The following is a 21,902-nucleotide window of genomic DNA, read 5'->3' as shown; positions in this document are numbered from 1 at the left end:
CCCGCGAAGATCAACTCTGCTGGTGCCGCGGCAACGCCGACTGCCCCAGCACACCACCCACGAACGGCGCCCCCGGCGTCTGAGCCGAGATCCGATCCATCGTGCGCGCCAACTCTTCGCTGCCATCGTCGAGATGCCGCGCCGCCGCCTGCATGTGCGACACCATCATCTCACCGAAGATCCGCAACGCCTCCCGGGTCGCCACCGTGTCGTCGAAGCTCGGCCCCGCCGCGCTGCGGTACTCCGCCACCGCGCGCTCCGCCTCCTGCTTCGCCTCCGCCTCAGCGGCGTGCAGATAGCTCTCGTACTGCACCCGGGCATACTCGGCAACCCGCCGCGCGTAGTCATGCGCCTGCGCGATGATCTGCTCCGCCTCCCGCTGCGCCGCCGACAGCAGATTCACCTCCCGCGCCGCCGGAACCTTCCCCGCCGCTCCCGTACTCGGAATCACCCCGTGCCGGTGCAACTCCACCCGGTCGGTCAGCCGCTCGTTCTCCGCCCGCAACGTCGCGATCTGCGTTGCCAACAAGTCCAACTCGTCAGCGACCTGCATCCGAAACCGGTCCACATCCGCGTTGTCGTAACCACGCCGGGTAAAGGACGCGGCACCGAACTCCCACCGCCGAACCCGATCGGAGGTCATCCGCACCTGCACACCGCCGGAAACCTGCACCCCGTCATACCGACTGATCGGCGTCGCACTCACCTGAGCAGACCTCCGTTCGCGACTGCGGGGCTCGCAAGCTCACTCCTCGCGCTCACCGGGCCTGCCTTCCGTGACTGCGGGGCTCGCAAGCTCACTCCTCGCGCTCACCGGGCCTGCCTTCCGTTCGCGACTGCGGGGCTCGCAAGCTCACTCCTCGCGCTCACCTGTGCCCACCTCCTGGGGCGTCACCCGCAGGCTGCACCGCCGTCCGCCACGACGGGCCGTACCACTGCGCACCCAGGCCCTCGTGGTGCACCTGACCGGCGTGGAAACCCGCCTGAACCAACGTCTGCACCGCGTGCGACACCATCTCGTCCGACCCACACACGAACACGTGCCGGGAACGCCAGTCACCGTCCGCCAACGCCCGGTCCACCGCGTGCACGAACTCCCCCGGCCGCTGCGTGTCGGCACCCACCACGTACGTCACCGTCAACCATGGATACGACGACGCCAACTTGTCGATCGCGTCGCTGTCGTAGAGCTCGCTGCGGGAACGGGCCCCCACATACAGATCCACCCGCCGGCGGGAACCCTCCGCGGCGACCTGCTCCACCAACGCCTTCACCGGCGCCCAACCGGTGCCCGCCACCAGCAACAGCAGGTCGCTGGAGCCCGCCGACCACAACCCCAGCCGATCCCCCACCGGCGCGGCCAGGTGGACCCTATCCCCCACCGCCGACCCATACACCAGCCGCGACGACACCGCGCCACCCGGCGCGGCCCGCACATGCAACTCCAACGTGCCGTCCGTGCGCGGCGCGTTCGCCGGCGAGTAGTACCGCCATGACCGCACCGACGGGTGCGACACCCCGATCGACTGACCCGGGGTGAACGGCAACAGGTACTGCGGACGCACCGTCAGCACCGCCACGTCGAACGCCCGCCGCTCGTGCGCCACGATCTCCGCCACCCACCACGGCGGATTCACCGCCTCAGCGGCCTGCGCGGCCTCCGTCATCACCTGGGCGACCAACCCGTACGCTGCCGTCCAGTCCGCAGCCAACTCGTCGGTCCACTGCTCGGCGAGGAAATGCTGCAACGTCGCCACCAGCGCCTCACCGACCGCCGGGTAGTGCTCCGCACGGACCGCGAACTTGCGGTGATCCGCGCCAAGATCCTGGAGGAAACCCACGAGCCGATCCACCTGGTCCACGTTGGACACGATGTGCCCCAACGCGGTCACAAGGCGATCCCGCTGCCCGGCCATGTTCGTGGGGAACATTTGCCGCGTCTCAGGATGAGCGAGGAACAACGTTGAGTAGAAGTAGAGCGGCACCTGATCGCCATGACCGGCGACCACCGACCAACTCTGCTTGAGGCGGGCCACGTCCACGCTCAGACGCCCGACCGGTCTCCGGAAGCCACCACCTGGCCCTGCACCTGCCCCAGCACCGTCTGCACGTCGGCAAGAATGTCGGCCGGCACACCCAACTCGGTCAGCGTCGCCGTCAGATGCTCGCCCACCTTCGCGTAGTGCCCCACCGTGATGTTTAACGGTTGATGCGCCTCGGCCAACCCGCGACCCGTGTACTCGTTCGGGCCACCCAGCACCACGGTCAACATCAACGCCAAGTGCCGCCGCTGACCCGCCATGTCCACATCGGCGAAGTAGCCCGCCAACTCCGGATCCGCGAGCACCTTGTCGTAGAACAGCTCAACGGCCGCCTTGACCGAACTGGCACCGCCAATGCGGTCGTAGTGCGTAGCGGGAGCGGTCTCTTCCGTAACCGTCACGGTCGTTCCTTCCGGGGGTGAAGGGTCCAGAACCGTGAGGGACCATAGCGTGTCAACCGCCTCCGGTCAGCTGCCCCATATCGGATTCCCGACAACACGCCGCCACGCTGCGTCACCACTACCCGCAGGTACTTCCACAGCCGGCCACCACAAGGACACCGACAGTATCCACAATGGACGCGAGTGGCCTATCAGCGCTTGTCACCGTCACCGACGGTCGCGAGAAAAACCAACCAGAAATAACCGGAAGCTGGAACGGGAACGCTCAGCCGGCCCGCCGCCGCGCCCGCCGCGCAGCCAACTCGTCACCCACCGGATCCGAACCCGACGCCGCTATCGGCTCCACCGGGCCGCTCGCCGCCGGCTCCGCCGGCAGATGCGACAACGACCCCTGGATCTCCTTGAAGGCCCCACCGATCGCGATACCGAAGACCCCCTGGCCACCCTGCAACAGGTCGACCACCTCCTCCGGAGACCGGCACTCATACACCGTCGTCCCATCAGAGATCAGCGTGATCCCCGCCAGATCCTCCACACCACGCGACCGCAACGCCTCGATCGCCTTACGGATGTTCTGCAGGGACACCCCCGCATCCAACAACCGCTTCACGACCTTCAACACCACCAGGTCCCGGAACGAATACAACCGCTGCGTCCCCGAACCCGAGGCATCACGAACGCTCGGCACCACAAGCGTCGTCCGCGCCCAGTAATCCAACTGCCGGTAACTGATGCCCACCGCGTGGCAGGCCGTCACACCCCGGTAGCCAACCGAATCGCCCTCGGCCGCCACCCCTGGCGACGACGCACCCGGCTCGTCGAACTCTGCACCCGGCTCGGAATCCCGCGGCTCGTGCATCCGGACAACCTCCCCGTCAGTGTGGCGACGCGTCGTTTCCTCCGACGCGCACCCCTCGACATGGAAACCCTAACGCCACCCACATGGGTTACCACGGAGGAACCGACGCGACACGCCGCGCAGCCACCGAGAAAGATCACCAACCGCACCGGAGCATCACCCACCGTGACACCCCGGCACCGAGCCACGAGCCCGCTCAGCCCGCGAAATCCTCCGGACGCACCTGGTCCAGGAACTCGCGGAACTTCTCCACCTCGTCCTCCTGCTCATCAGGAATGACGATCCCCGCCTCGCTGAGGACCTGCTCAGCACAACGAATCGGGGCACCGACACGCAACGCCAACGCGATCGAATCGCTCGGCCGCGCCGACACCCGCACTCCGTCGCCGATCAACAGATCCGCGTAGAAGACGTTCTCCTTCAGCTCGGTGATCTCCACCGCCTGCAAGGGCGCCTTCAACGCCGCCAACACATCCCGCAGAAGATCATGCGTCAACGGCCGGGCCGGCTTGACCCCCTGCTGCTCATAAGCGATAGCCGTCGCCTCGACCGCACCGATCCAGATCGGCAGGTAGCGGTCCCCCTCGACCTCCCTGAGCAGGACGATCGGCTGGTTGCTGGGCAGCTCCACCCGAACTCCGACCACGCTCAGCTCGCGCACCGCCGCCTCCGTGTCGTTGTCACCTACGCCGCACCGCGCCCTTCCCTGCACGGTACACGGACCGCGACACGGCCGTCCCATGCGCTACAGCACCACGCCCGCGCCGAAAAGGGGTTACCCCGGCAAGCCTACGGCACGCTTCCCCGAAGAGATCTTTCCGCTCAGCCGCCACCCGCCGGGCACCCTCACCGACCCAACGTCGAACGCAGACCCACCCGCACCAACGCCGCGTGCAACTGCTCCGACAACGCCACCAACTCACGCGCTGTCTCCGCCGCCCGCGCCCGCGCCGCCGGATCACTCTGCCGCGCCAACGGCGCCACCAACTGCGCGAACAAACCGACCTCCCGGTCCGCCGCCGTCCGATAACCCCGCAGGTGCCGCGGCTCCAACCCGTACGACGCCAACCCCGCCACCGCCGACGCGATGATCAAAGCATCCGCGTCATACCACCCAGGCGGATCCGACACCAACACACCGAGCCGCTCCAACTCCACCAACGTCGACTCGTCGATCCCACTACGCGCCACCAGATCGACCCGGCCGAGCCGCACCTGCGACGACTCGGCCGGCTCCGCCAACTCACGACCCGGCACCGCACCATCAGGACCAACCGCCACCAACGCCGGCCGCGACCGCCCCGGCTGCTCATCACCAGACGAATCCCACTGGGCCAACTGCTCACGGATCACCCGCAACGGCAGGTACTTGTCCCGCTGCGCGGTCAACACGAACCGCAACCGCGCCACATCGTCCCAGCTGTACTTCCGGTAACCCGCCGCCGTCCGCTGCGGCTCGACCAAACCCTCGGCCTCAAGAAACCGCAGCTTCGAAATCGTGGTGTCCGGGAAATCCACCCGCAACTGCCCAAGCACCTCGCCGATGCTCATCAGCGGCTGAGACCGGGCCGCCCCGGGTGACGTGGAGGCCGCAGGCTCGTTCACCCCCGGCCGGCCTCCTCCTCCGGGCGCGGACCGGCGATGAACACCACTCGGAACTTACCGATCTGGACCTCGTCACCATTGCTCAACGTGGCCGCCTCAACCCGCTCACGATTGACGTACGTGCCATTGAGGCTACCCACGTCGCGCACCGTGAACGTGCCACCATCACGGTGGAACTCCGCATGCCGACGCGACACCGTCACGTCATCCAGGAAGATGTCACTGTCCGGGTGCCGGCCACTGGTCGTCACATCGTGGTCCAACAAGAACCGGGCACCCGCATTCGGGCCTCGACGAACCACCAGCAGCGCCATACCCGGCGGCAACGAACCGGACATCCGGCTCGGCACCACATCGGTATCCGGCCCCTCCAGCACTTCGTCGAGCGAACCGAGATTGAGCGTCGAAGTGACGTCGAGTGGGGGGAACTCGTCGTCTGGCCGCGTCATGGGACCACCTCACGGATCTGTTCGGTCGGCGTCGGGTAATGGCGGGTCTGGCCGCCGGGCACTTGAACACCCGGCGGCTGGCTCCCCGTGCCCGGGAAGGCAATTCCGCAACGCTCAACTATTGGGTTCTCGGTCGACTGGGCGAGCCTAGCCAGCGCCGAAATGCAGGGCAACCGGACGCGCGCAGACATCCCACGCACCGGATCAAGCACACTCAGCCTTCGGTGATCTTCTGATACGCGGCCGCCGTCAGCAACCCATCCGTCGCCGTCGGATCATTCGGCGTGATCTCCACCAACCAACCCTCACCGTACGGATCAGTGTTGATCAGCTCAGGCGTGTCAGCCAACGCCTCGTTGCGCGCCGCAACCGTGCCGGCCACCGGGGCGTAGATCTCCGACACACTCTTGGTCGACTCGATCTCACCCAACGAGTCACCTGCCGCGACCACCGCACCAGCCTCGGGCAACTGCACGTACACGATGTCACCCAGCGCGTCCTGCGCGAAGTGCGTGATGCCGACCCGGACCGAAGCCGTGCCGTCACCCGCCACCCACTCATGCTCGGCGGTGTATCGCAGATCCTCGGGAATCACCAGACGCGTCCTTCATCCATCGGTGCCCCGGACCACCCGGGTCCGGCGCGCCCCGCGCCGGTCAGGAGACCGGACGGGCGTGTTCCAACTTGATCGGCACGTGCAGCGCCGAAACCTCGGCAACCTCACGCTCCCCAAACGTCACGTTACCGCCGTCACCCCGGACCGACGCCACCACCCCACCAGGAATGTTCAACGCCGTACGCATCGTCGCCGGATCACCGATCACCGTGATCGTGTACGGCCCCGTCATCCGACGCCCCTCCACCATCAACGACCCGTTGTCCCCATCGAGGAAATACGTCGACGCGATGACCCGCACCGTCGACCGATCCCCACCGGAGATCTGCATCGCCTCCGCGCCCGCACCCCGCAACTCCTGCACCGCGTCCAACACCCGGTTCGCCGAGATCGGCTTGACACCGGCGTCGAACTGCACCGTCAACCCCGGACCCACCGCCGGCAACGTCCCCGCCAGGATGCCCAGCTCGTCCGCCCGCCGCGTCGCCTCATCCAACGCCGCCTGACGACCCTGCTCACCCGAGCGCAACTGCCGCTGACTGTCCTCCAGAGCCCGGATGTCCTGCTGCAGGCGGTTCTCCCGCGCATCCAGATCCGACAGGATCCGGACCAGGTCCTCCTGCCGCGTCGCACCCAACGTCGGGTCCGTCGACGTCGTCTTCAACTGCACGACCAACGTGAACCCCAACAACGCCAGCAACGCCGCGATCATCACCCCGGCCGTACTCCACCGGGACCGACCAGCCACCACCGGCGACACCGCGCTCAGGTCCACCGTCGCACCGTCGTCGACCGGCTCCACGCCCGGCTCATCATCCGACGGCTCGGGCTCGGGCTCCGCCGGCCCCTGCGGCGCCAACGGACTCAACTCATCCGGATCCGGCGCATCCGGCCGCGGATCCGGCTCACCCGCCGGCCCACCCGGCCGCACCGGACCCGCCGGCTGCGGCCACCCCGTCCCCGTGTCGGTCTGCTCGTCACTCATCGCAACCCAACCTACGCCCGGAACAGGTGCCGACGGATCGCCGCCACATTGCCGAAGATACGCACACCCAGCACAACGACCACACCGGTGGACAACTGCCCACCCACCCCCAACTGGTCACCCAGATACACGATCAGACCAGCGACCAGCACATTCGAGATGAACGACACCACGAACTGCTTGTCGTCGAAGATGCGGTCCAACCGGGCCCGCACCCCACCGAACACCGCGTCCAACGCGGCCACCACCGCGATCGGCAGGTACGGCTGCAACGCCGCCGGCACCGTGGGATCAAGCCACACGCCCAGCACCACACCGGCGAGCAACGCCAACACCGCGATCATCGGCCACCTCCGGAGGGGCTAACAGTCATCGCCGGACCGGACGACCCGGGACTGCCGGACCGGACACCCGACGCGGAAGGGCTCGGACTGACCGACGGCTTGGCGTAGCGTAGCTGCGGCTCCGGCGCCGCCGGCAGGGTGAGGTCATCCGACTCCCGCACACCGAACGACAACCCGGTCCCCTGCGCGACCTTACGCATCAGCGCCGCGTTACGGCTGTCCTCGAACTTGCGCCGCATCGAACCCGGCCCAATCGCCGACACCTCGTACGGCCCGGTCACCGGCCGGAAATCCACAAGCATCGCCTCACCCGCCGACCGGATCGTCGACGTCGACGTCAACCGCTGCCCGTTGATGGCAATCGCCTCCGCGCCGGCACTCCACAACGCGTTCGCCACCCCCTGCAGGTCGCTGTAGAGCACCCGCGGCGGCCCCGCGCCGGCCCCGGTCACCGCGTCCGCGTTGTTCGGCGCGTCCGCCAACCGCACCACCACACCATCGCCGCGCACCCGACCCAGCCCGGTGCTCGCCTCCAGGTTGCGCAACCGGGCCGCGGCCGACCCGCTCAACGCCGCGTCGCGCTGCCGACTGACCTCCTCGCGCAGTTGGTCCGCGCGCGTGGACAACCGGTCCGTCTGGCTCTCCCGTTCCTTGATCTGCGCCACCAGACCCGAGCGGGCCTGGCTGCGCCCCGGCTCGTCCGCCATCGTCTGCCGGTACGCGACCGCGAACAGGAAACCGAGCATCACCACCACGACCAGGCTGACCGAGCGCGTCGGCCAGGCCCGCCACCGCAGCGCCGGACCGGACTCCGCCGCCCGTCGACGGGCGGCGGCCGCGTCCGCGTACCCCGGATCCAGCGGGTTGCGAAACAGCTCGGTGAGGAAGTCCGGCGCGTACACCCGATCCTGGCCGGGTTTGCCGAGCTGCGGCGCGCTCACGCCGCCGCTCCCGGGCCGCGCGCCGCGCGCACCAGCCGGGCCGCCTGTACGACGTACATCCCGCCAGCCACCCAGTAGAGCACCAGCCCCCACCAGGCCAACGCCCAACCGATGGCGCTCGCCGCCGTCGCCACGTCGGTCGCCGCGCTGGCCAACAGCAGCACCGGGAACGCCGCGAGCAGCAGGAACGTGGCGGTCTTACCCACGTAGTGCACCGGCGGCGGCCCGTACCCGTAGCGACGCAGCACCGCCAGTGAGGCGAGCAGGAGCAACTCACGGGCCAGTAGCGCCGCGGTGAACTGCCACGGCACCACCTCCCGCGCGGTGAAGGCGACCAGGGTGGCGAGGATGTAGAGCCGGTCGGCGAGCGGGTCGAGCAGCTCGCCCAGGCGGCTCACCTGGTGCAGGCGGCGGGCGATCCAGCCGTCGACCCAGTCGGTGGTGCCGCCGATGGCCAGTACGACGACCGCCGCCACGTCGGCCCGCGCCACCAGGAACAGGTAGAGGAAGAGCGGCACGCCCAGCAACCGCCCGAAGCTGATCAGGTTGGGCAGGGTGAGCACCTGGTCGCCGGGAGCCTCGTCACCGATGCCCGGCGGTTGTTCTGCCCGAGCCGGCCGACGCGACACCGATCCTCCTCCACGGCACGCGGGCCCCCGGCCGACGCCGGGCGCGGCTGCGGGTCGTACGCGCTGTCGGGCCGGCCACCGCCGGCGCTTCCCTACGGCCCCGGGCGGGGCCCCTTCCCCTGATGCGGCCCGCGATCTCGATGATCGCGGGCCGGGTAGGTGCGCTGCCACTATATCGGGCTTCCTCTCGCTGGCCGGTCGCCGTCGTCGGCTGTCGGTGCGGCTGTGCCGCCCTGTGGCGTGGGTCACCACGCGTAGAGCGTCCTAGGATAGTGGTGGAGGAGGGTGCGACGATCAGGCCGTCTGGACGGCGGGATCGGTCTGCTGCTCGGGCACCGACGTCGCCGCCCGAGCGAACGAGGCAAGCGCCAGCAACAGATCGTGCTGCGTCCGCGCCGGCATCCGATCCAGTACGGCCTGCACCGCGCGCTGCCGCCGCTCGGCCAACTCCCTCAGCAGGGTCAGCGCGGCGGCGGTCGGCACCAGTCGCACCTCACGCCGGTCGCGCGGATCAGGCACCCGGCGCAACAGCCCGGTCGCCTCCAGCCGGTCGCACAGGCGACTCGCCGAGGAGGGCACGACCTCCAGCAGCTCCGCCAACCCGTTGACGTTGGTCTCCGGTCGAGCGCTGATCAGCGTGAGCACTCGCAGCTGGGTAGGCGGCACCTGGTGCCGCGCCGCGGCCGAGTCGAGTACGGCGATCAGCGTCTCGGCGGCCGCGTCGATCGCCGCGGCGAGATCCGCAGGTCGCTCCACCTGATGTCCCCTGCCGTCGTCGCGCTGGTGCCCGCCCGGCATCGCGGCGGCGAACCTCACCCCGTGCCCTGCGTACGCGGGCCGTGCCAGTCGAGGCAGACCACGACGGCGTCATCGCGCAGATCGGAGTCCGCGTGGTAGGCGTGCAGTTCGCGCATCACCGTACCAACCGCCTCGGCCGGCGGCTGCAGCCGCGTGGCGCGCAGGGATCGAACCATCGCCCGCTGCCCGTACGCCTCCTGGCCCGCCGGCTCGGCCGCCCACACCCCGTCGCTGACCACGAAGAGGCGGTCGCCCGGCTCGAGTCGCAACTCCTGCAACTCGTAGCGGGTCTCGGCGAACATGCCCAGCGGCAACTGCTGGTCCAGTTTCAACGGCTCCACCACGGACCCACGCATCCGCAGCAGATGCGGGGAGCCCGCGTCGACTGCCCGCACCCGGCCGGTGCGAGTGTCCACCTCCAACAGCAGAGTGGCCACGTACCGGGCGCCCCGGTGTTGGTAGAAGACCGTGTCCGAGGCCAGCTCGGCCTGCTCCACCAGGCCGCCACCGGAGCGACGCGCGTTGCGCATCGCGTTGACCGTCACGGCGGTCAACATGGACGCGGCCAGACCGCTGCCCTCGCCGTTGAGCGCCGTGACGGTGAGGCGGTCGCCATCCAGGGACCAGTCGAAGTGGTCGCCACCGACCGTGTACGCCGGTTCGAGTTGACCTGCCAGATCGAACGCGTGGTGCGACACACCGCGACCGGGCAGCAGGTCCCACTGCATCTCGGCGGCCATCGTCAGCCGCTCACGGCGGCGGGCCCGCCGGTAACGGTCGGTCTCCCGGTCCGCCGCGCGCATCGCCACCGCCAGGGCGCCGGCAATGTCGGTCGCGCGACCGGTGACCGCTGCGTTCGGTACGGCCGGCAGCTCGATCAGCAGCACACCCAGCCGCTCTCCCCACACCGTCAACGGCAGGTAGAACCGGCAGGGACCCTTGCCGTCGCGGACCGGAAGCTGGCTGCTGAAGCAGCGCTGCGCCATGGTGTGGCAGGCCAGGAACCCGGCCGCCGGCAGGTCCGGATCCAGCACCGGCCAGAGCCCGCTGATCCGGTAGTCGGCGACGAAGACATCGGTGCGCAGCGCGCCCATCGTCGACCGGATGGCCCGGTCCGCCGCCTCTGCCAACTGGTCGGGCGGGGCCTCGCGCAACGCGCGCGACACCACGTCCGGCGCGTCAACCATGGTCGTCCTCCCCAGAAGCTTGCTATACGGCAAGCATCATACGGACGCCCCCGGATGGTTGATCCGCGCGGTCAATCACCCACGCGGGTCGCGAGCACGCCATGGAACGCGTCGGGCACCTGCGCCGGCGGGCCCTCGGGCCGCCACTCGGCGATCGGGACGATCCCGTCCGCCGTCGGCGTCCACCGACCCAGCAGAGGCGCGAACGCCACCGGTGCGCGCATCCGGAACTGCGGCCCCATCATCGCCAGCGCCTGCGGGTGGCCCGCCAACTCCTCGGTGTCGAAGTCCACCGCGAGCAGGCTGCCCGGCGCCGCGGCGGAGTACAGCTCGTCGAGAGTACGCGTCAGCGTGTCGTCGTCGAGGAACGCGGCCAACCCGAGGAAGACCACCCCGACCGGCCGCCGACCCCACCCCGGCACGAAACGGTGCAGCTGCGCCGGGTCGACGGTGCCGATGTCGGTCGCGTCGCCGAAGCCGTAGCCGGCCCGGTCGCTGCCGGCCAGGATGCTCTGCCCCAGCCGGATGGTGACCGGGTCGACGTCGGTGTAGAGCACTGTCGCGTCGGGGGCGACCTCGTGCACGTTGCCCATCGTCGGCACCCCAGCGCCGAACACCAGGAAACCGTCCATGCCGTGGGCGGCCATGGCCCGCACCGCCCGGCCCAGGAACGCCCGCAGCTCGCGGAACACCGGCGCGCACGGCCCGTACGCCTGCTCGAACGCGCTCGCGGCGGCCACGTCGACGGGGAAGTGATGCTGCCCGCCCAGCCAGAAGTCGATCATGCGAGCGGTGCTCGGCTGGTCTGGTTCACCCATCGGCGACGCTCCCTCTCCGGCTGGTCGTCGCCAGCGTACCGACCGGGGAGCACTGCGCGGTATCGCGGCGCGGGGGCGTGCGGGCCGGCGATACTGGCCGCGAGCGGAGGTGGGCGGTGAACTCGGCGAACAACGCGGCGGTGGTGGTCGGCGTCGACGGCTCGGAGCCGGCGCTGCGGGCCGTCCGCCTCGCCGCCACCGAGGCGGCGAGGCGGCACCGGCCACTGCGGATCGTGCACGGCTTCATCTGGCCGCTGCTGCACGTGCCGGTCTCCCCCGCTCCGGACGCGCCGCCCGGCGGCGGGTTGCGTCACCGGGCCGAGGAGCTGGTCCAGGCTGCGGTCGCCGAGGCCGAGGCGACCAGCCCGGGCTTGTCGATCTCCGGCGAGATCATCGACGGTGAGGCCGCCGCTGTGCTGGTGGGCGAGTCGCCCACCGCCGCGCTCATCGTGCTCGGCGACCGCGGGCTGGGTGGCTTCTCCGCGCTGGTGGTCGGCTCGGTCGCGGTGCAGGTCGCCGCGTATGCCGATTGCCCGGTGTTGGTGGCGCGCGGCGCGCAACGCCCCGACGAGCCGGTGCTGGTCGCGGTGGACGGTTCGGATGCCTCCCGGATGGCGGCCGACTTCGCCGCCGAGACCGCCGTGTCGCGCGGTGTGCCGCTGGTCGCGATGCACGCCTACCGGCATCCGGGCAGCAGCGGTCCGGGCGACATGCAACCCCTGGTGTACGACGAGGCGAAGCTGCACGGCGAGCAGGAGCGGATGCTCGCCGGGTGGCTGAGAGGGCTCACCGAGCAGCATCGGGGTCTGCGGTTGACCTGCCGGGCGGTACGCGGCCGAGCAGGCAGTGTGCTCGCCGAGGCGTCCCGCTCGGCCCAGCTGGCGGTCGTCGGTGGGCGAGGGCACGGCGAGGTGACCGGGTTGCTGCTGGGGTCGGTGAGCCAGTCGATGCTGCACCACGCGCAGTGCCCGGTCGCCGTGGTCCGCCCGCCCCGGTAGGACCCGGGGTTGGCCCGTCGCCAGACGGGTAGACGGCCGCCGTACGCCGATGGCAGCAGATACCCCAGACCGACCAAGGAGGCGGCAGATGCCAGGACCACGGCCGGGCAGTAACGCGTACGACAAGCAGCGGGCGCGGTTGCGTAACGCGATCGACGACTCCGGACGCCGGGTACCCGACGGCAAGGCCAATCAGGTCGCCAACCGGATCCTCCAGGAGGATCGCGGCCAACGTGGCGTGGTGCGCGGCGACCGCACGTACGGTCCGAAGGGCGAGCGCGAACCGGGCGACCCGAAGTGAGGAGGGTCGACGTGGCCGACGGCGCGATCGCGGGCGCCGTCGGCAGCACCGCACTGAACGTGGTCAGCTACCTCGACATGGCGCTGCGGGCACGGCCGGAGAGCGACGTGCCGCAGGAGACCGTCGATCGGCTGGCCGGGATCGCGCACGTGGACTTGGGCACCGGGGCCCGGGCGGCGAACCGCCGCTCGGGCCTCGGGCCGTTGATCGGCTACGGGCTGGGCATCGCCGCGGGCGTCGCGTTCGCACTCTACGCCGGTGGTCGGCGGCAGCCTCTGCCAATCGCCACCGGCCTGCTCGGCGCGGGTGTCATGACGATGACCGACGGGTCGATCACGGTGCTCGGGATCAGCGACCCGCGTACGTGGCGACGCTCGGACTGGATCTCCGACATCATTCCGCACCTCGCGTACGGGCTGACGGCCGCCGCCACCTGGAACAGGTTGCGGCGGCCGTCAGGTCGCAGTCGCTAGCTGGTCAGCGGGTGTCGCTGTCGTCCTCGGCCACCGGCTCACCGGCCGGGCCGTAGGGCGACACCTGCCCCTTGGGCACCGGTCGACCCTCGTCGCCACGCGACGTGCCACGGTTGGCCGGGTGCCCGCCCGGGGCGGGGCCCTTGTTGTCCTGGCTGGTCGCGCCCAGTGCGTTGCGGCGCAACTCCGGCTGCTGCGGGTTCGTCACGGGGTGTCTCCCTCCGATTCGGCAGGCGGCATCGACCGCCTCCACCGCCGGCATACCCGCCCGCACCTGTCGCATTCCGGCCACGGGCACCGGTGCGACGGCTAGCGGGTCCGCAAGTGGGTACCCGGTCGGTGTGGGCAATGATCGAACGGTGGTGCGGGTCCTCCTCGACCGGCGTGGCCGCACCTACGCCGAGGAGGCCGGGATCCGGCTCTCCGACCGGCCCGGGCCGCTGTACCAGTTGCTGGTGCTGACCACCCTGTTGAGCACCCGGATCCGGGCGTGCGTGGCGGTGGACGCCGCGCGGGAGCTGTTCGCCGCGGGCTACCGCACGCCGCAGGCGATGGAGGCGGCCAGTTGGCAGGACCGCGTCGACGCGCTGGGCCGGGGCCACTACCGCCGCTACGACGAGCGGACCGCCACCATGCTCGGCACCGGCGCCCGACTCTGTCTGGATCGCTGGCACGGAGACCTGCGGCGACTGCACCGGGAGGCTCCAGGCGACCTCGCCGGGCTGCGGCGACGGCTCACCGAGTTCCCCGGCATCGGCCCCACCGGGGCGGACATCTACCTGCGCGAGGCGCAGTCGGTCTGGGCGGATCTGCGCCCGTACGCCGACCGTCGGGCCCTGGCCGGGGCGAAGCGGCTGGGTCTGCCGGGCTCTCCGGACCGCCTCGCCGGTCTCGTCGACGAACCGGACTTCGGCCGGCTCGCCTCAGCGCTGGTGCGTGTGGCGTTGGGTGAGGAGTCCGCCGGTGAGGTCACCCGCGTCGCCGCCCGCTGAGGCGCTCACTTGACCGTCTTGTCCCCCGGACGGGTCAGGTGCCAGACCAGCAGCGCGGCGAGCAGCGCGAGGACCACCACCCCGCCGGAGATGCCACGGCCCTCCTCGGGGCTGCGGCCGGCACTGCCGAAGTAGATCACCGCGAGGCCGGCCAGCACCGTGACGAACGTACGAAACCCTCGGTCCTTCACGTCTGGCACCGTAGGCGGGGCGAGTCCGCCCGGGGATCGATTTAGGCATTTTGTCACCCTTCCGGGCGACCTCCTCAGCGCTCGGCCACGAACCCACAGAGCCGCACCCGGCGCACCGCCCGGTCGGCGACCTCCACCACCTGCAGGGTCAACCCGGGCAGACGCACGGTCTCACCCGGGCCCTCCGGCAGGTGCCGTAGCCGGGCCAGCACCAGACCCGCCACCGTCGTGTAGTCCCGGGACAACGGGAAGCTCAACCGCACCCCCAGGTCGGGCAGGTCGTGCAGCGGAAAGTCACCGGGCACCAGCAGGGACCCGTCCGCTTCCCGAACGACCCCGCGCACGTCGCGGTCGGTCTCGTCGTACAGCTCGCCGACGACCTCGGCCAGCAGATCCTCCATGGTCACCATCCCGTCGATGCCCCCGTGCTCGTCGACGACCAGGGCCAGTTGCTGATGCTCCTGGCGCAGCTGACGCATCGCGTCGGCGACCAGCAGGGTCACCGGCAGCAGCAGCGGTGCGCGAACCCGCTCGCCCACCGGGGCGGTCCCGGCCCGCACCAGGTCGCGGATGTGCACCACGCCGAGCACCTCGTCCAAGCCACCGGGACCGGTCACCGGAGCGCGGGACCGCCCGGCGGCGGCGAGCCGCCGAACTCCCTCGTCGGCGCTCAGACTGGCCGGCAACGTCGTCACCTCCCGCCGGGCCACCAGGATCTCCCGCAGCGTCCGGCCGGCGATGTCGAACGCGCCGGTCAGGATCTCCCGCTGCTGGGCCGACAGGCCACGCTGGCTGGCCAGCATCTCCCGCAACTCCTCCTCGGTCATCTCCTCCCGGTTGGCCTGCGGGTCACCGCCGGCGAGCCGCACGACCGCGTCGGTGGCCCGGCTGAGCAGCCACACCGCCGGCCGGGACACCCGGGCCAGCAGATCCAGCGGGGCGGCGCTGAGCAACGCCCACCGCTCGGCCCGCTGCATGGCCAGCCGCTTCGGGGCCAACTCCCCGAACACCAGCGTGACGAACGTCAGCAGCACGGTCACCAGCAGCACCGCGGCGGGACGCGCCGCCCCGCCGAGGAAACCCAACGGGCCGACCAGCGGAGAGGCCAACGACACCGCAGCCGCCGCCGAGGCGAGAAACCCCGCCAGGGTGATGCCGAGCTGAATCGTCGCCAGGTAACGGTTCGGATCACGCGACAGCTGCACCAACCGGTCGCCGGCGCGGCTACGCCGGCCCAACCGCCGCAACTGCCCCTCGCGCAGCGTCACCAACGCCATCTCACTGCCGGAGAGCGCGGCGTTGACCAGCACCAGCACGGCCACCAGCGCCAACTGCCCGAGCTGACCGCCCATCGCGTACCCCCGTCCGCCGCCTCAGGTCACTCAACCGCAGCGGGGCGCACCGCGGGTTCGGTTTGCGCCCGCGCCACCGCTCAGTCGACCTCCAGGTCGTCCAGCGAGATGGAGTGGGTCATCAACCAGCGGGCCAGCGCCGACATCCCGAACAACCACAGCGGCACCGACTCGGTCGGGCCGTTGGTGGCGTAGATGGCGAAACGCAGGTCCGGCGCGCGGTACGCCTCTATCCGCCACTTGTGCTGCCGGTCCCGCCAGACCGCCGAAGGGTCCATGGCGTCACCGTAGGTGACCACCGCCGGCCGGGGGGCCGGTTGGCCCAGCACCGGCGGCTCAGCCCGGCACCACCGTCGTTCCGAACACGATGCGGGCAACGGACACCAGGAGGCTGATCCCGACTGCGGCGAGGATCAGCCAGCCGAGACCACGCCATCCCGAGCCACGGCCGAGCACCGGCACCGGCGGCGGTCTCCACAGCTCCCGGTAGGTCCAGGCCAGCACACCCACCCCGAACGGCAGGAGCCCGACCCAGAACCAGAACCACCGGGTGCCGACCAGCGGCGGCGCACCGCCGATCAACCGGCCCAGCCAGAGCACGGTCAGCACGCCAGCGAGCAGAGCCGCGACGTTCCCGATCCGGTGCGCGAGGCCACCGTCCGCGGGCCCCGCGCCGGAAATAGCGGTGAGCTGGGCGTCCCGCCAGCTCGGCTCGGCGCCCGCCGACGGGTCTGGCGCGGCGAGGTACGACTCCGAGGCGGGCTGTGCGCCGAAGATGTACCGGCTCTGGCCGTTCGACACGGTCCAGACGAGCATCCCGCCGTTCGTCGCATACTGCGGCCGAGGCCGGCTGCCCCAGTACGCACCGTCGTCGGCCCAGCCGGACGCCCGCTGGAAGGCCACCACCTGCCCAGTCGCGAGATCGCGGTCGAGCTGGGCCTCGGTCGACTCGCGCGGCTCCACCCACCACGCCAGCGGCACCCACAGCACCCAGAGCAGCGGCAGTCCCCAGCGCAGCGCCGCCGGGACGACCTCCCGCCACCGGCCGCCCAACGGCCGCGACCGGGACGCCATCACCTCGACCATCAGCCCACCGTCGCATCCCGACGCCACCCTGTCAGCCCCGGAGGGCTTGCGCTCTCAGGACACGACGATCCGGGCGTCGTCGGGCAGCCGTCGGGTCGCGCCGCGCCGGTCCAGCAACTCCAGCAGGGGCACCGCCACCCGGCGGGTGGTGTCCAACGCCTGCCGGGCCGCCGACAGGGTGAACGGCTGCGGCAGCCCGGCCAACACCCGCACCGCGTCGTCGAGCGCGTCGGGCAGCAACACCACGTTGTCGGCCAACCGCAGCAGGGCGCCGGCACGCACCGCGGCGCCGATCTCCCGGGGGCCCAGACCGAGGTCGACGAGGCGGTCGGCTTCGGGGGCACGAAACGGCCGGTCGCCGTACTCGACGCGGACCCGCTGCACGGCCCGGGCCACCGCCTCGGGCAGCGCGTCCGCGCCGGCCGCACCGACCCTACCGGCGTGGATCCGCAGCGGCGGTCGGACCAGCGCCTCGACCAGCACCCGGTCGGGTAGGGCGAGGCGTTGGCGCAACGCGTCCACCGGCATCCCGGGCTCCAACGGGTGCTCCCGCGCGTGCCGGGCGACCTCCTCGGTCACCTGGTCGCGAAGCCGCCGCCAGTGCGCGGGGTCGGCCAGCCAGTCACCGGCCACCGGCTCGGCGTACGCCGGCCCGTCGTGCACCGGCACGCCCATCCGAATCAACGCACCGGCCCGGATCAGCCGGCGGCGGCGCAGCTCCCCCGCCAGGTCCGGTCGACCGTCGAGCGCGGCGAGGACCTGCGCGCGGGCGGCAGCCGCACCCCGTCGGGCGAGCGGTGGGGGTGCCACGTCCAGCACCCGCACCCCGCCGCTGACGTGGTGGCGGCCCGGGTCCCGCAGCAGCGCCCGGTCGCCCACCAGCAACGGCAGCGGGCGGGCCAGCCGCAGCCGGACCGTGTCCGGGCCGAGCGGACGCACCCGTACCGGCACCGCCGCCGAACCGACATGCAGGGTGAGGGTGGCCGGCAGGTCGGCGGCCGGGTCGCCAGCGAGCCGAACGTCGACGAGGTCGGTGTGGTGAAACCGGCCCGGGGTGAGCAGCGCGTCGCCCCGGCCGAGCCGGTCACGGGGCGTACCGCGCAGGTTGACCGCCACCCGGGCGACCGCCGCCGCCTCCGGCCGGGCCTCGCCCAGGCAGTGCAGGCCCCGGACCCGGACCGGTTCGTCGGTGCCGGCCAGCTCCAACTCGTCGCCCACCCGCAGCCGGCCCGCGCCGAGAGTGCCGGTGACGACGGTGCCACTGCCCCGCACAGTGAAGCTGCGGTCGACCCAGAGCCGGACCGGGTCGTCCACGACCGGGGCGGGCACCCGGGCGGCGAGCCGATCCAGGGCGGCCCGCAGCTGCGGCAGGCCGGCGCCGGTGAGGCCACTGACCGGCACCGCCGGCACCGCGCCGAGGCTGGTCGCGGCGATCTCGGCGCGAGCACGGGCCATCGCCGGCCGCGGATCGGCCAGGTCCGCGCGGGTCACCGCCAGCAGGCCGTACGCGACACCCAGCGCGTCCAGTGCGGCCAGGTGCTCGGCGGACTGCGGCATCCAGCCCTCGTCGGCGGCCACCACGATCAACGCTGCCGGCACCGGGCCGACCCCGGCGAGCATGTTCGGCACGAACCGCTCGTGCCCGGGCACGTCGACGAAGGCGACAGTGCCGCCGGACGGCAGCGTGGTCCAGGCGAACCCCAGGTCGATGGTCATCCCCCGGCGGCGTTCCTCGGCCCACCGGTCGGGTTCCATCCCGGTCAGCGCCCGGACCAGTGTCGACTTGCCGTGGTCGACGTGCCCGGCGGTCGCGACGACGAACACGCTCAGTCGTCCCCGGGTACGCGCAGCACGGCCGCCAGGACGGCGTCGTCGGCGTCGGCGGGCACACAACGCAGGTCGAGCAGGAGTCGCCCCCGCACCACCCGGCCGAGGACCGGCTGGTCTCCGGTGCGCAGCGACGCCGCGTACCGCTCGGGCAGACTCAGCGCCCACGAGTCCAACTCCACGCCGGGGGCCCCGCCCCCGCCGACCACGGCGACGGCCGGCACCACCTCCGCCTTGCGGCCGTCCGCGCCGAGCCGGTCCCGGAGCCGCTCCACCCGCCGGTGCAGGGCACCCGGGTCGGCGTGCAGCGCCGAGCGGGTTGGTGTGTCGGGTTGGTGCAGGGTGGCGGCGAGCGCCGCCAGGGTCAGCTTGTCCACCCGCAACGCCCGGGCCAGCGGGTGGCGACGCAGCCGGTCGACCAGTTCCGCGTCGCCCAGCAGCAGCCCCGCCTGCGGACCACCGAGTAGCTTGTCGCCGCTCGCCGTGACCAGGGTGGCGCCCGCGCGCAGGGTGCTGGCCGCGTCCGGTTCGTCGGGCAGCAGCGGGTCCGCGCTGAGCAGGCCGGAGCCGATGTCGGCGACCACCGGCACCCCGAGCGTGGCCAGTTGCCGTACGCCGGTGGCGGAGGTGAAGCCCGTGACCCGGAAGTTCGACGGGTGCACCTTGAGCACGAAGCCGGTCTGCGGGCCGAGCGCGGCGGCGTAGTCCGCGAGGGTGGTGCGGTTGGTGGTGCCCACCTCCCGCAGCCGAGCCCCGGTGCTCTCCAGCAGGTCGGGTAGGCGGAAACCGTCGCCGATCTCGACCAGCTCGCCCCGGCTGACCACGATCTCCCGACCGGCGGCCAACACGGTGGCGGCCAGCACCAGCGCGGCAGCGCCGTTGTTGACGACGTGCACGGCGCCCGCGTCGGGCACGGCGGCGGCCAGCGCGTCGAGCGCGCCTCGACCGCGACGGGCCCGCCGGCCGGTGACCAGGTCCAACTCGACGTCGGTGTGGCCGGCGGCGGCCACCACCGCGGCGACCGCGGCGGGTGACAACGGCGCCCGACCCAGGTTGGTGTGCAGCACGACGCCGGTGGCGTTGAGCACCACCCGGGGGCCGGGGGTGGGCAACGCGGCGACTGCGGCGTCGCGTACCTCGTCGGGGTTGATCTCACCGCGCCGGGCCCGCTCCTGCGCGCGGGTGACAACCGCCTTGACCTGCTCCCGGCCGAGGGTCGCGGTGGCCGCGACCAGCTGCGGATCGGCGAGCAGCGTGTCGGTGCGGGGCACCCGGCGTCGCGGGTCCACCGAGCCGTCGCCCATCACGTCATCTCCTGCAAGCAGTGTGGCGGAGACGGACGGGAATCGAACCCGCCTGGCCCGGGTCCCGGACCACTCCGGTTTTGAAGACCGGGAGGGGCACCAGCCGCCTGAACGCCTCCACCGGACATTCGATCACACTGCGGGCAGGTCCGCCCGAGCAGATGGAAGATCCATGGCGCTTCGCCGCGCTTCGACCCGTTCGCGTTGCGGCACCACCGTGTACCGGGGATCACGGGCCGAGGCGACGCCGCCGTAGAAGATGCCGAACCGGGTCAGCACCGACGCGGCCAACAGCGCGGCACCGGAGAGCGCACCGACCACCCGGCTGCGTCGGCCCAGCAGAGCGCCCGCCACCCCACCGGCGGTCAGCAACCGCCCGGCACGCAGCAACCGACCCGGCCGGCCCAACCGGTAGGGCTCGCTGAGCAGACCGAGGCGGGTCTCCACCCGATGCGCGCCGTAGAGCTCCAGGGCCGCGCCGGCCACCGCCATCCGGCGGGCCGGCCCGGCCTGGGCCGGCGGCGCGGCGAGCAGACCCACGCCGGCGCCGCTGGCCAGCGCGCTGCCCGCGAAGATCACCGGCAACTCGGGGTACGCCTCATGCCACGACGGCACCGCCGTGTCGGCCAGCAACACCCCGGTGTACGTGGCCAGCGCTGGCGCGGTGCCGGCGGCGAGCAGCCCAGCGGCGTGCCCGATCGGCGGTAACGCCCTCCGGGCCAGCCCGAGCAGACCGTGGCGGGGCAGCACCTTCGCGGCCTCGGCGATCGCGGCGACGCCCGCCGCCGGCCCGTACACGGTGAGGATCCAGGTGCCCATCGACATCGGCGAGGTCGGTTTGGCGACCCGGAGCATGTGGTGGAACCGCGACGGCCGGCCCAGGTCCTTGACCAGGAAGACAGCGCTGGCGCTGACGGCCGCCAACGCGGTGACCCGACCGGCGCGCCGCAGCGTGGGCCGCCCGGTGAGCTGCCCACCCGCGGCGAGCAGCGACGAGCCGGCGGCCAGCCCGCCGGTGAACAGGTACGCGGCGATGTCCCACTTCCAGACCGGCGCCTTCAGAATGGGCCGACCGTAGTACGAGGTGAACTCGGCCTCCGGCACCCGCACTTCCTCGCCACCGCCGCGCCGCCTGCCCCGCCGGCCACCGGCTTCGGTGCTCCGCCGCACCGTCAGGTCGCCCCGGCGGCTACTGGCGGCGGTGCCCCTGTCGTTCGGAAGGTCGCCACCGCTCGTGGCCGCTGCGCCACTCGCGGTACTGGGGCGGTCGTCGCTCACCGGTGGTCGGTCGCCGCCCTCGGCGGCGAGCCGCTCCCGGAATTGACGGAACCGGTCGCCCACTGGGCGGGGTGGGGTCACGAGGAACCTCCGACGAACGCGGCGACGGTCGCCGCCGCCATGGCCAGGGCGGCGAGGCCGGCGCGTTTCCACATGGCCGGCAGATCCCGGGTGGTCACCACCGGATCCGGTGGCAGGCCGTACACCTCGGGCTCGTCGAGCAGCAGGAAGAACGCCCCGTCCCCACCGACACCGTCGTTCGGGTCATGCCCGTAGAGGCGCGCCTCTGGGACCCCCCGATGGTGCAGCGTCTCGACCCGGGCGGCAGCCCGTTCGTGCAGCTCGTCGAGGGGCCCGTACTGGATCGACTCGGTCGGGCACGCCTGCGCGCACGCCGGAGTCATCCCCGCACCCAACCGGTCGTAA

27 protein-coding genes, 1 tRNA gene and 1 pseudogene are annotated in these 21,902 nt (G+C 71.8%); 4 read left to right on the top strand and 25 right to left on the bottom strand.

The genetic code is table 11. The annotated features are described in order from the left end of the window. Positions 1 to 10 precede the first annotated feature (10 nt). The 15 genes from IF46_RS0131405 to IF46_RS0131335 form a co-directional block, all read right to left on the bottom strand. Entirely contained in the window at positions 11 to 706 is a 696-nt protein-coding gene (locus tag IF46_RS0131405; RefSeq protein ID WP_030492030.1) for a DivIVA domain-containing protein, read from the bottom strand. A gap of 160 nt (positions 707 to 866) precedes the next feature. Then, positions 867 to 2,042 (bottom strand): globin domain-containing protein, encoded by a 1,176-nt coding sequence (locus tag IF46_RS35595; protein ID WP_030492029.1) that lies wholly within the window; start codon positions 2,040 to 2,042, stop codon positions 867 to 869. Between the two features lie 2 nt (positions 2,043 to 2,044). After that, positions 2,045 to 2,443 carry a group I truncated hemoglobin gene (locus IF46_RS0131395; RefSeq protein ID WP_030492028.1) on the bottom strand — a complete coding sequence of 133 codons (399 nt, stop codon included), beginning with the start codon at positions 2,441 to 2,443 and terminating at the stop codon, positions 2,045 to 2,047. Between the two features lie 265 nt (positions 2,444 to 2,708). Further along, entirely contained in the window at positions 2,709 to 3,302 is a 594-nt protein-coding gene (locus IF46_RS0131390; RefSeq protein WP_030492027.1) for a MerR family transcriptional regulator, read from the bottom strand. A 196-nt stretch (positions 3,303 to 3,498) separates the two neighbouring features. Then, a complete protein-coding gene (locus IF46_RS0131385; protein ID WP_030492026.1) occupies positions 3,499 to 3,963 on the bottom strand; it encodes a bifunctional nuclease family protein in 465 nt (154 codons plus the stop codon). A 185-nt stretch (positions 3,964 to 4,148) separates the two neighbouring features. Continuing rightward, on the bottom strand, positions 4,149 to 4,853 hold the full coding sequence (locus IF46_RS0131380; RefSeq protein WP_198041577.1) for a MerR family transcriptional regulator: 705 nt from the start codon (positions 4,851 to 4,853) through the stop codon (positions 4,149 to 4,151). A 50-nt stretch (positions 4,854 to 4,903) separates the two neighbouring features. After that, on the bottom strand, positions 4,904 to 5,356 hold the full coding sequence (locus IF46_RS0131375) for an FHA domain-containing protein (protein WP_007071101.1): 453 nt from the start codon (positions 5,354 to 5,356) through the stop codon (positions 4,904 to 4,906). Between the two features lie 214 nt (positions 5,357 to 5,570). After that, a complete protein-coding gene (gene gcvH, locus IF46_RS0131370; RefSeq protein WP_030492024.1) occupies positions 5,571 to 5,951 on the bottom strand; it encodes a glycine cleavage system protein GcvH in 381 nt (126 codons plus the stop codon). A 61-nt stretch (positions 5,952 to 6,012) separates the two neighbouring features. Further along, positions 6,013 to 6,957: a DUF881 domain-containing protein gene (locus IF46_RS0131365; protein ID WP_030492023.1), complete on the bottom strand. Its 945-nt coding sequence runs from the start codon at positions 6,955 to 6,957 to the stop codon at positions 6,013 to 6,015. Between the two features lie 11 nt (positions 6,958 to 6,968). After that, positions 6,969 to 7,301 (bottom strand): small basic family protein, encoded by a 333-nt coding sequence (locus IF46_RS0131360; RefSeq protein WP_030327710.1) that lies wholly within the window; start codon positions 7,299 to 7,301, stop codon positions 6,969 to 6,971. Beyond that, positions 7,298 to 8,242: a DUF881 domain-containing protein gene (locus IF46_RS0131355; RefSeq protein ID WP_030492022.1), complete on the bottom strand. Its 945-nt coding sequence runs from the start codon at positions 8,240 to 8,242 to the stop codon at positions 7,298 to 7,300. Before IF46_RS0131355 ends, IF46_RS0131360 begins: the two co-directional genes overlap by 4 nt. Continuing rightward, the gene (locus IF46_RS0131350) at positions 8,239 to 8,871 is read right to left on the bottom strand and encodes a CDP-alcohol phosphatidyltransferase family protein (RefSeq protein ID WP_030492021.1); all 633 of its coding nucleotides are present in this window, start codon (positions 8,869 to 8,871) and stop codon (positions 8,239 to 8,241) included. Before IF46_RS0131350 ends, IF46_RS0131355 begins: the two co-directional genes overlap by 4 nt. 294 nt (positions 8,872 to 9,165) lie before the next feature. Further along, entirely contained in the window at positions 9,166 to 9,627 is a 462-nt protein-coding gene (locus tag IF46_RS0131345) for a MarR family winged helix-turn-helix transcriptional regulator (protein WP_030492020.1), read from the bottom strand. A 56-nt stretch (positions 9,628 to 9,683) separates the two neighbouring features. Then, positions 9,684 to 10,856, bottom strand: coding sequence for a PP2C family protein-serine/threonine phosphatase (locus IF46_RS0131340; RefSeq protein ID WP_030492019.1), 1,173 nt, complete (start codon positions 10,854 to 10,856; stop codon positions 9,684 to 9,686). Positions 10,857 to 10,927: 71 nt separating this feature from the next. Continuing rightward, on the bottom strand, positions 10,928 to 11,674 hold the full coding sequence (locus tag IF46_RS0131335; RefSeq protein ID WP_030492018.1) for an SAM-dependent methyltransferase: 747 nt from the start codon (positions 11,672 to 11,674) through the stop codon (positions 10,928 to 10,930). A gap of 116 nt (positions 11,675 to 11,790) precedes the next feature. Between IF46_RS0131335 and IF46_RS0131330 the strand changes: the two genes are divergently transcribed. The 3 genes from IF46_RS0131330 to IF46_RS0131320 all read left to right on the top strand — a co-directional run bounded on the left by IF46_RS0131330 (position 11,791) and on the right by IF46_RS0131320 (position 13,446). Next, the gene (locus tag IF46_RS0131330) at positions 11,791 to 12,672 is read left to right on the top strand and encodes a universal stress protein (RefSeq protein ID WP_030492017.1); all 882 of its coding nucleotides are present in this window, start codon (positions 11,791 to 11,793) and stop codon (positions 12,670 to 12,672) included. An 88-nt stretch (positions 12,673 to 12,760) separates the two neighbouring features. Further along, on the top strand, positions 12,761 to 12,973 hold the full coding sequence (locus IF46_RS0131325) for a hypothetical protein (protein ID WP_030492016.1): 213 nt from the start codon (positions 12,761 to 12,763) through the stop codon (positions 12,971 to 12,973). After that, positions 12,970 to 13,446: a hypothetical protein gene (locus IF46_RS0131320; RefSeq protein ID WP_030492015.1), complete on the top strand. Its 477-nt coding sequence runs from the start codon at positions 12,970 to 12,972 to the stop codon at positions 13,444 to 13,446. Before IF46_RS0131325 ends, IF46_RS0131320 begins: the two co-directional genes overlap by 4 nt. Before the next feature lie 4 nt (positions 13,447 to 13,450). On the opposite strand, the gene IF46_RS0131315 is transcribed toward IF46_RS0131320, so the two are convergent. Continuing rightward, on the bottom strand, positions 13,451 to 13,654 hold the full coding sequence (locus IF46_RS0131315) for a hypothetical protein (RefSeq protein ID WP_030492014.1): 204 nt from the start codon (positions 13,652 to 13,654) through the stop codon (positions 13,451 to 13,453). Positions 13,655 to 13,787: 133 nt separating this feature from the next. On the opposite strand from IF46_RS0131315, the gene IF46_RS0131310 reads away from it, so the two are divergent. Further along, complete coding sequence (locus IF46_RS0131310; protein WP_030492013.1) at positions 13,788 to 14,438, top strand: hypothetical protein; 651 nt, start codon at positions 13,788 to 13,790, stop codon at positions 14,436 to 14,438. Between the two features lie 5 nt (positions 14,439 to 14,443). On the opposite strand, the gene IF46_RS0131305 is transcribed toward IF46_RS0131310, so the two are convergent. The 9 genes and pseudogenes from IF46_RS0131305 to IF46_RS0131270 all read right to left on the bottom strand — a co-directional run. Then, on the bottom strand, positions 14,444 to 14,629 hold the full coding sequence (locus IF46_RS0131305; RefSeq protein WP_030492012.1) for a hypothetical protein: 186 nt from the start codon (positions 14,627 to 14,629) through the stop codon (positions 14,444 to 14,446). Between the two features lie 74 nt (positions 14,630 to 14,703). After that, positions 14,704 to 15,981 carry a hemolysin family protein gene (locus IF46_RS0131300; RefSeq protein WP_030492011.1) on the bottom strand — a complete coding sequence of 426 codons (1,278 nt, stop codon included), beginning with the start codon at positions 15,979 to 15,981 and terminating at the stop codon, positions 14,704 to 14,706. An 80-nt stretch (positions 15,982 to 16,061) separates the two neighbouring features. Then, on the bottom strand, positions 16,062 to 16,259 hold the full coding sequence (locus IF46_RS0131295; RefSeq protein WP_030492010.1) for a hypothetical protein: 198 nt from the start codon (positions 16,257 to 16,259) through the stop codon (positions 16,062 to 16,064). A 58-nt stretch (positions 16,260 to 16,317) separates the two neighbouring features. Beyond that, positions 16,318 to 17,067, bottom strand: a complete 750-nt coding sequence (locus IF46_RS0131290) for a hypothetical protein (protein ID WP_030492009.1) — start codon at positions 17,065 to 17,067, stop codon at positions 16,318 to 16,320. Positions 17,068 to 17,121: 54 nt separating this feature from the next. Beyond that, positions 17,122 to 18,891, bottom strand: coding sequence for a selenocysteine-specific translation elongation factor (selB, locus tag IF46_RS0131285; RefSeq protein ID WP_030492008.1), 1,770 nt, complete (start codon positions 18,889 to 18,891; stop codon positions 17,122 to 17,124). Positions 18,892 to 18,893: 2 nt separating this feature from the next. Continuing rightward, a complete protein-coding gene (gene selA / locus IF46_RS0131280; protein ID WP_030492007.1) occupies positions 18,894 to 20,198 on the bottom strand; it encodes an L-seryl-tRNA(Sec) selenium transferase in 1,305 nt (434 codons plus the stop codon). Between the two features lie 23 nt (positions 20,199 to 20,221). Next, positions 20,222 to 20,317, bottom strand: a tRNA-Sec gene (locus IF46_RS34645). Between the two features lie 13 nt (positions 20,318 to 20,330). Next, positions 20,331 to 21,308: an NrfD/PsrC family molybdoenzyme membrane anchor subunit gene (nrfD, locus tag IF46_RS0131275; RefSeq protein WP_420063609.1), complete on the bottom strand. Its 978-nt coding sequence runs from the start codon at positions 21,306 to 21,308 to the stop codon at positions 20,331 to 20,333. Between the two features lie 245 nt (positions 21,309 to 21,553). After that, a pseudogene (locus IF46_RS0131270) lies at positions 21,554 to 21,902 on the bottom strand (4Fe-4S ferredoxin); the annotation flags it as partial.

This window comes from Micromonospora chokoriensis, from assembly GCF_000718555.1.
Classification (GTDB): domain Bacteria; phylum Actinomycetota; class Actinomycetes; order Mycobacteriales; family Micromonosporaceae; genus Micromonospora; species Micromonospora chokoriensis_B.
Note: the sequence above shows the minus strand (reverse complement) of the source record. Positions and strands in the feature narration are given on the sequence as shown.

Bases quoted from the DNA above. Each gene is read 5' to 3' on its own strand.
- IF46_RS0131380 (WP_198041577.1), bottom strand. From the start codon at position 4,853: ATGAGCATCGGCGAGGTGCTTGGGCAGTTGCGGGTGGATTTCCCGGAC.
- IF46_RS0131300 (WP_030492011.1), bottom strand. From the start codon at position 15,981: ATGGGCGGTCAGCTCGGGCAGTTGGCGCTGGTGGCCGTGCTGGTGCTG.
- IF46_RS0131335 (WP_030492018.1), bottom strand. From the start codon at position 11,674: ATGGGTGAACCAGACCAGCCGAGCACCGCTCGCATGATCGACTTCTGG.
- IF46_RS0131290 (WP_030492009.1), bottom strand. From the start codon at position 17,067: ATGGTCGAGGTGATGGCGTCCCGGTCGCGGCCGTTGGGCGGCCGGTGG.
- selA (WP_030492007.1), bottom strand. From the start codon at position 20,198: ATGGGCGACGGCTCGGTGGACCCGCGACGCCGGGTGCCCCGCACCGAC.
- IF46_RS0131340 (WP_030492019.1), bottom strand. From the start codon at position 10,856: ATGGTTGACGCGCCGGACGTGGTGTCGCGCGCGTTGCGCGAGGCCCCG.
- IF46_RS0131360 (WP_030327710.1), bottom strand. From the start codon at position 7,301: ATGATCGCGGTGTTGGCGTTGCTCGCCGGTGTGGTGCTGGGCGTGTGG.
- IF46_RS0131375 (WP_007071101.1), bottom strand. From the start codon at position 5,356: ATGACGCGGCCAGACGACGAGTTCCCCCCACTCGACGTCACTTCGACG.
- IF46_RS0131295 (WP_030492010.1), bottom strand. From the start codon at position 16,259: ATGGACCCTTCGGCGGTCTGGCGGGACCGGCAGCACAAGTGGCGGATA.
- IF46_RS0131390 (WP_030492027.1), bottom strand. From the start codon at position 3,302: ATGCACGAGCCGCGGGATTCCGAGCCGGGTGCAGAGTTCGACGAGCCG.
- IF46_RS0131365 (WP_030492023.1), bottom strand. From the start codon at position 6,957: ATGAGTGACGAGCAGACCGACACGGGGACGGGGTGGCCGCAGCCGGCG.
- IF46_RS0131325 (WP_030492016.1), top strand. From the start codon at position 12,761: ATGCCAGGACCACGGCCGGGCAGTAACGCGTACGACAAGCAGCGGGCG.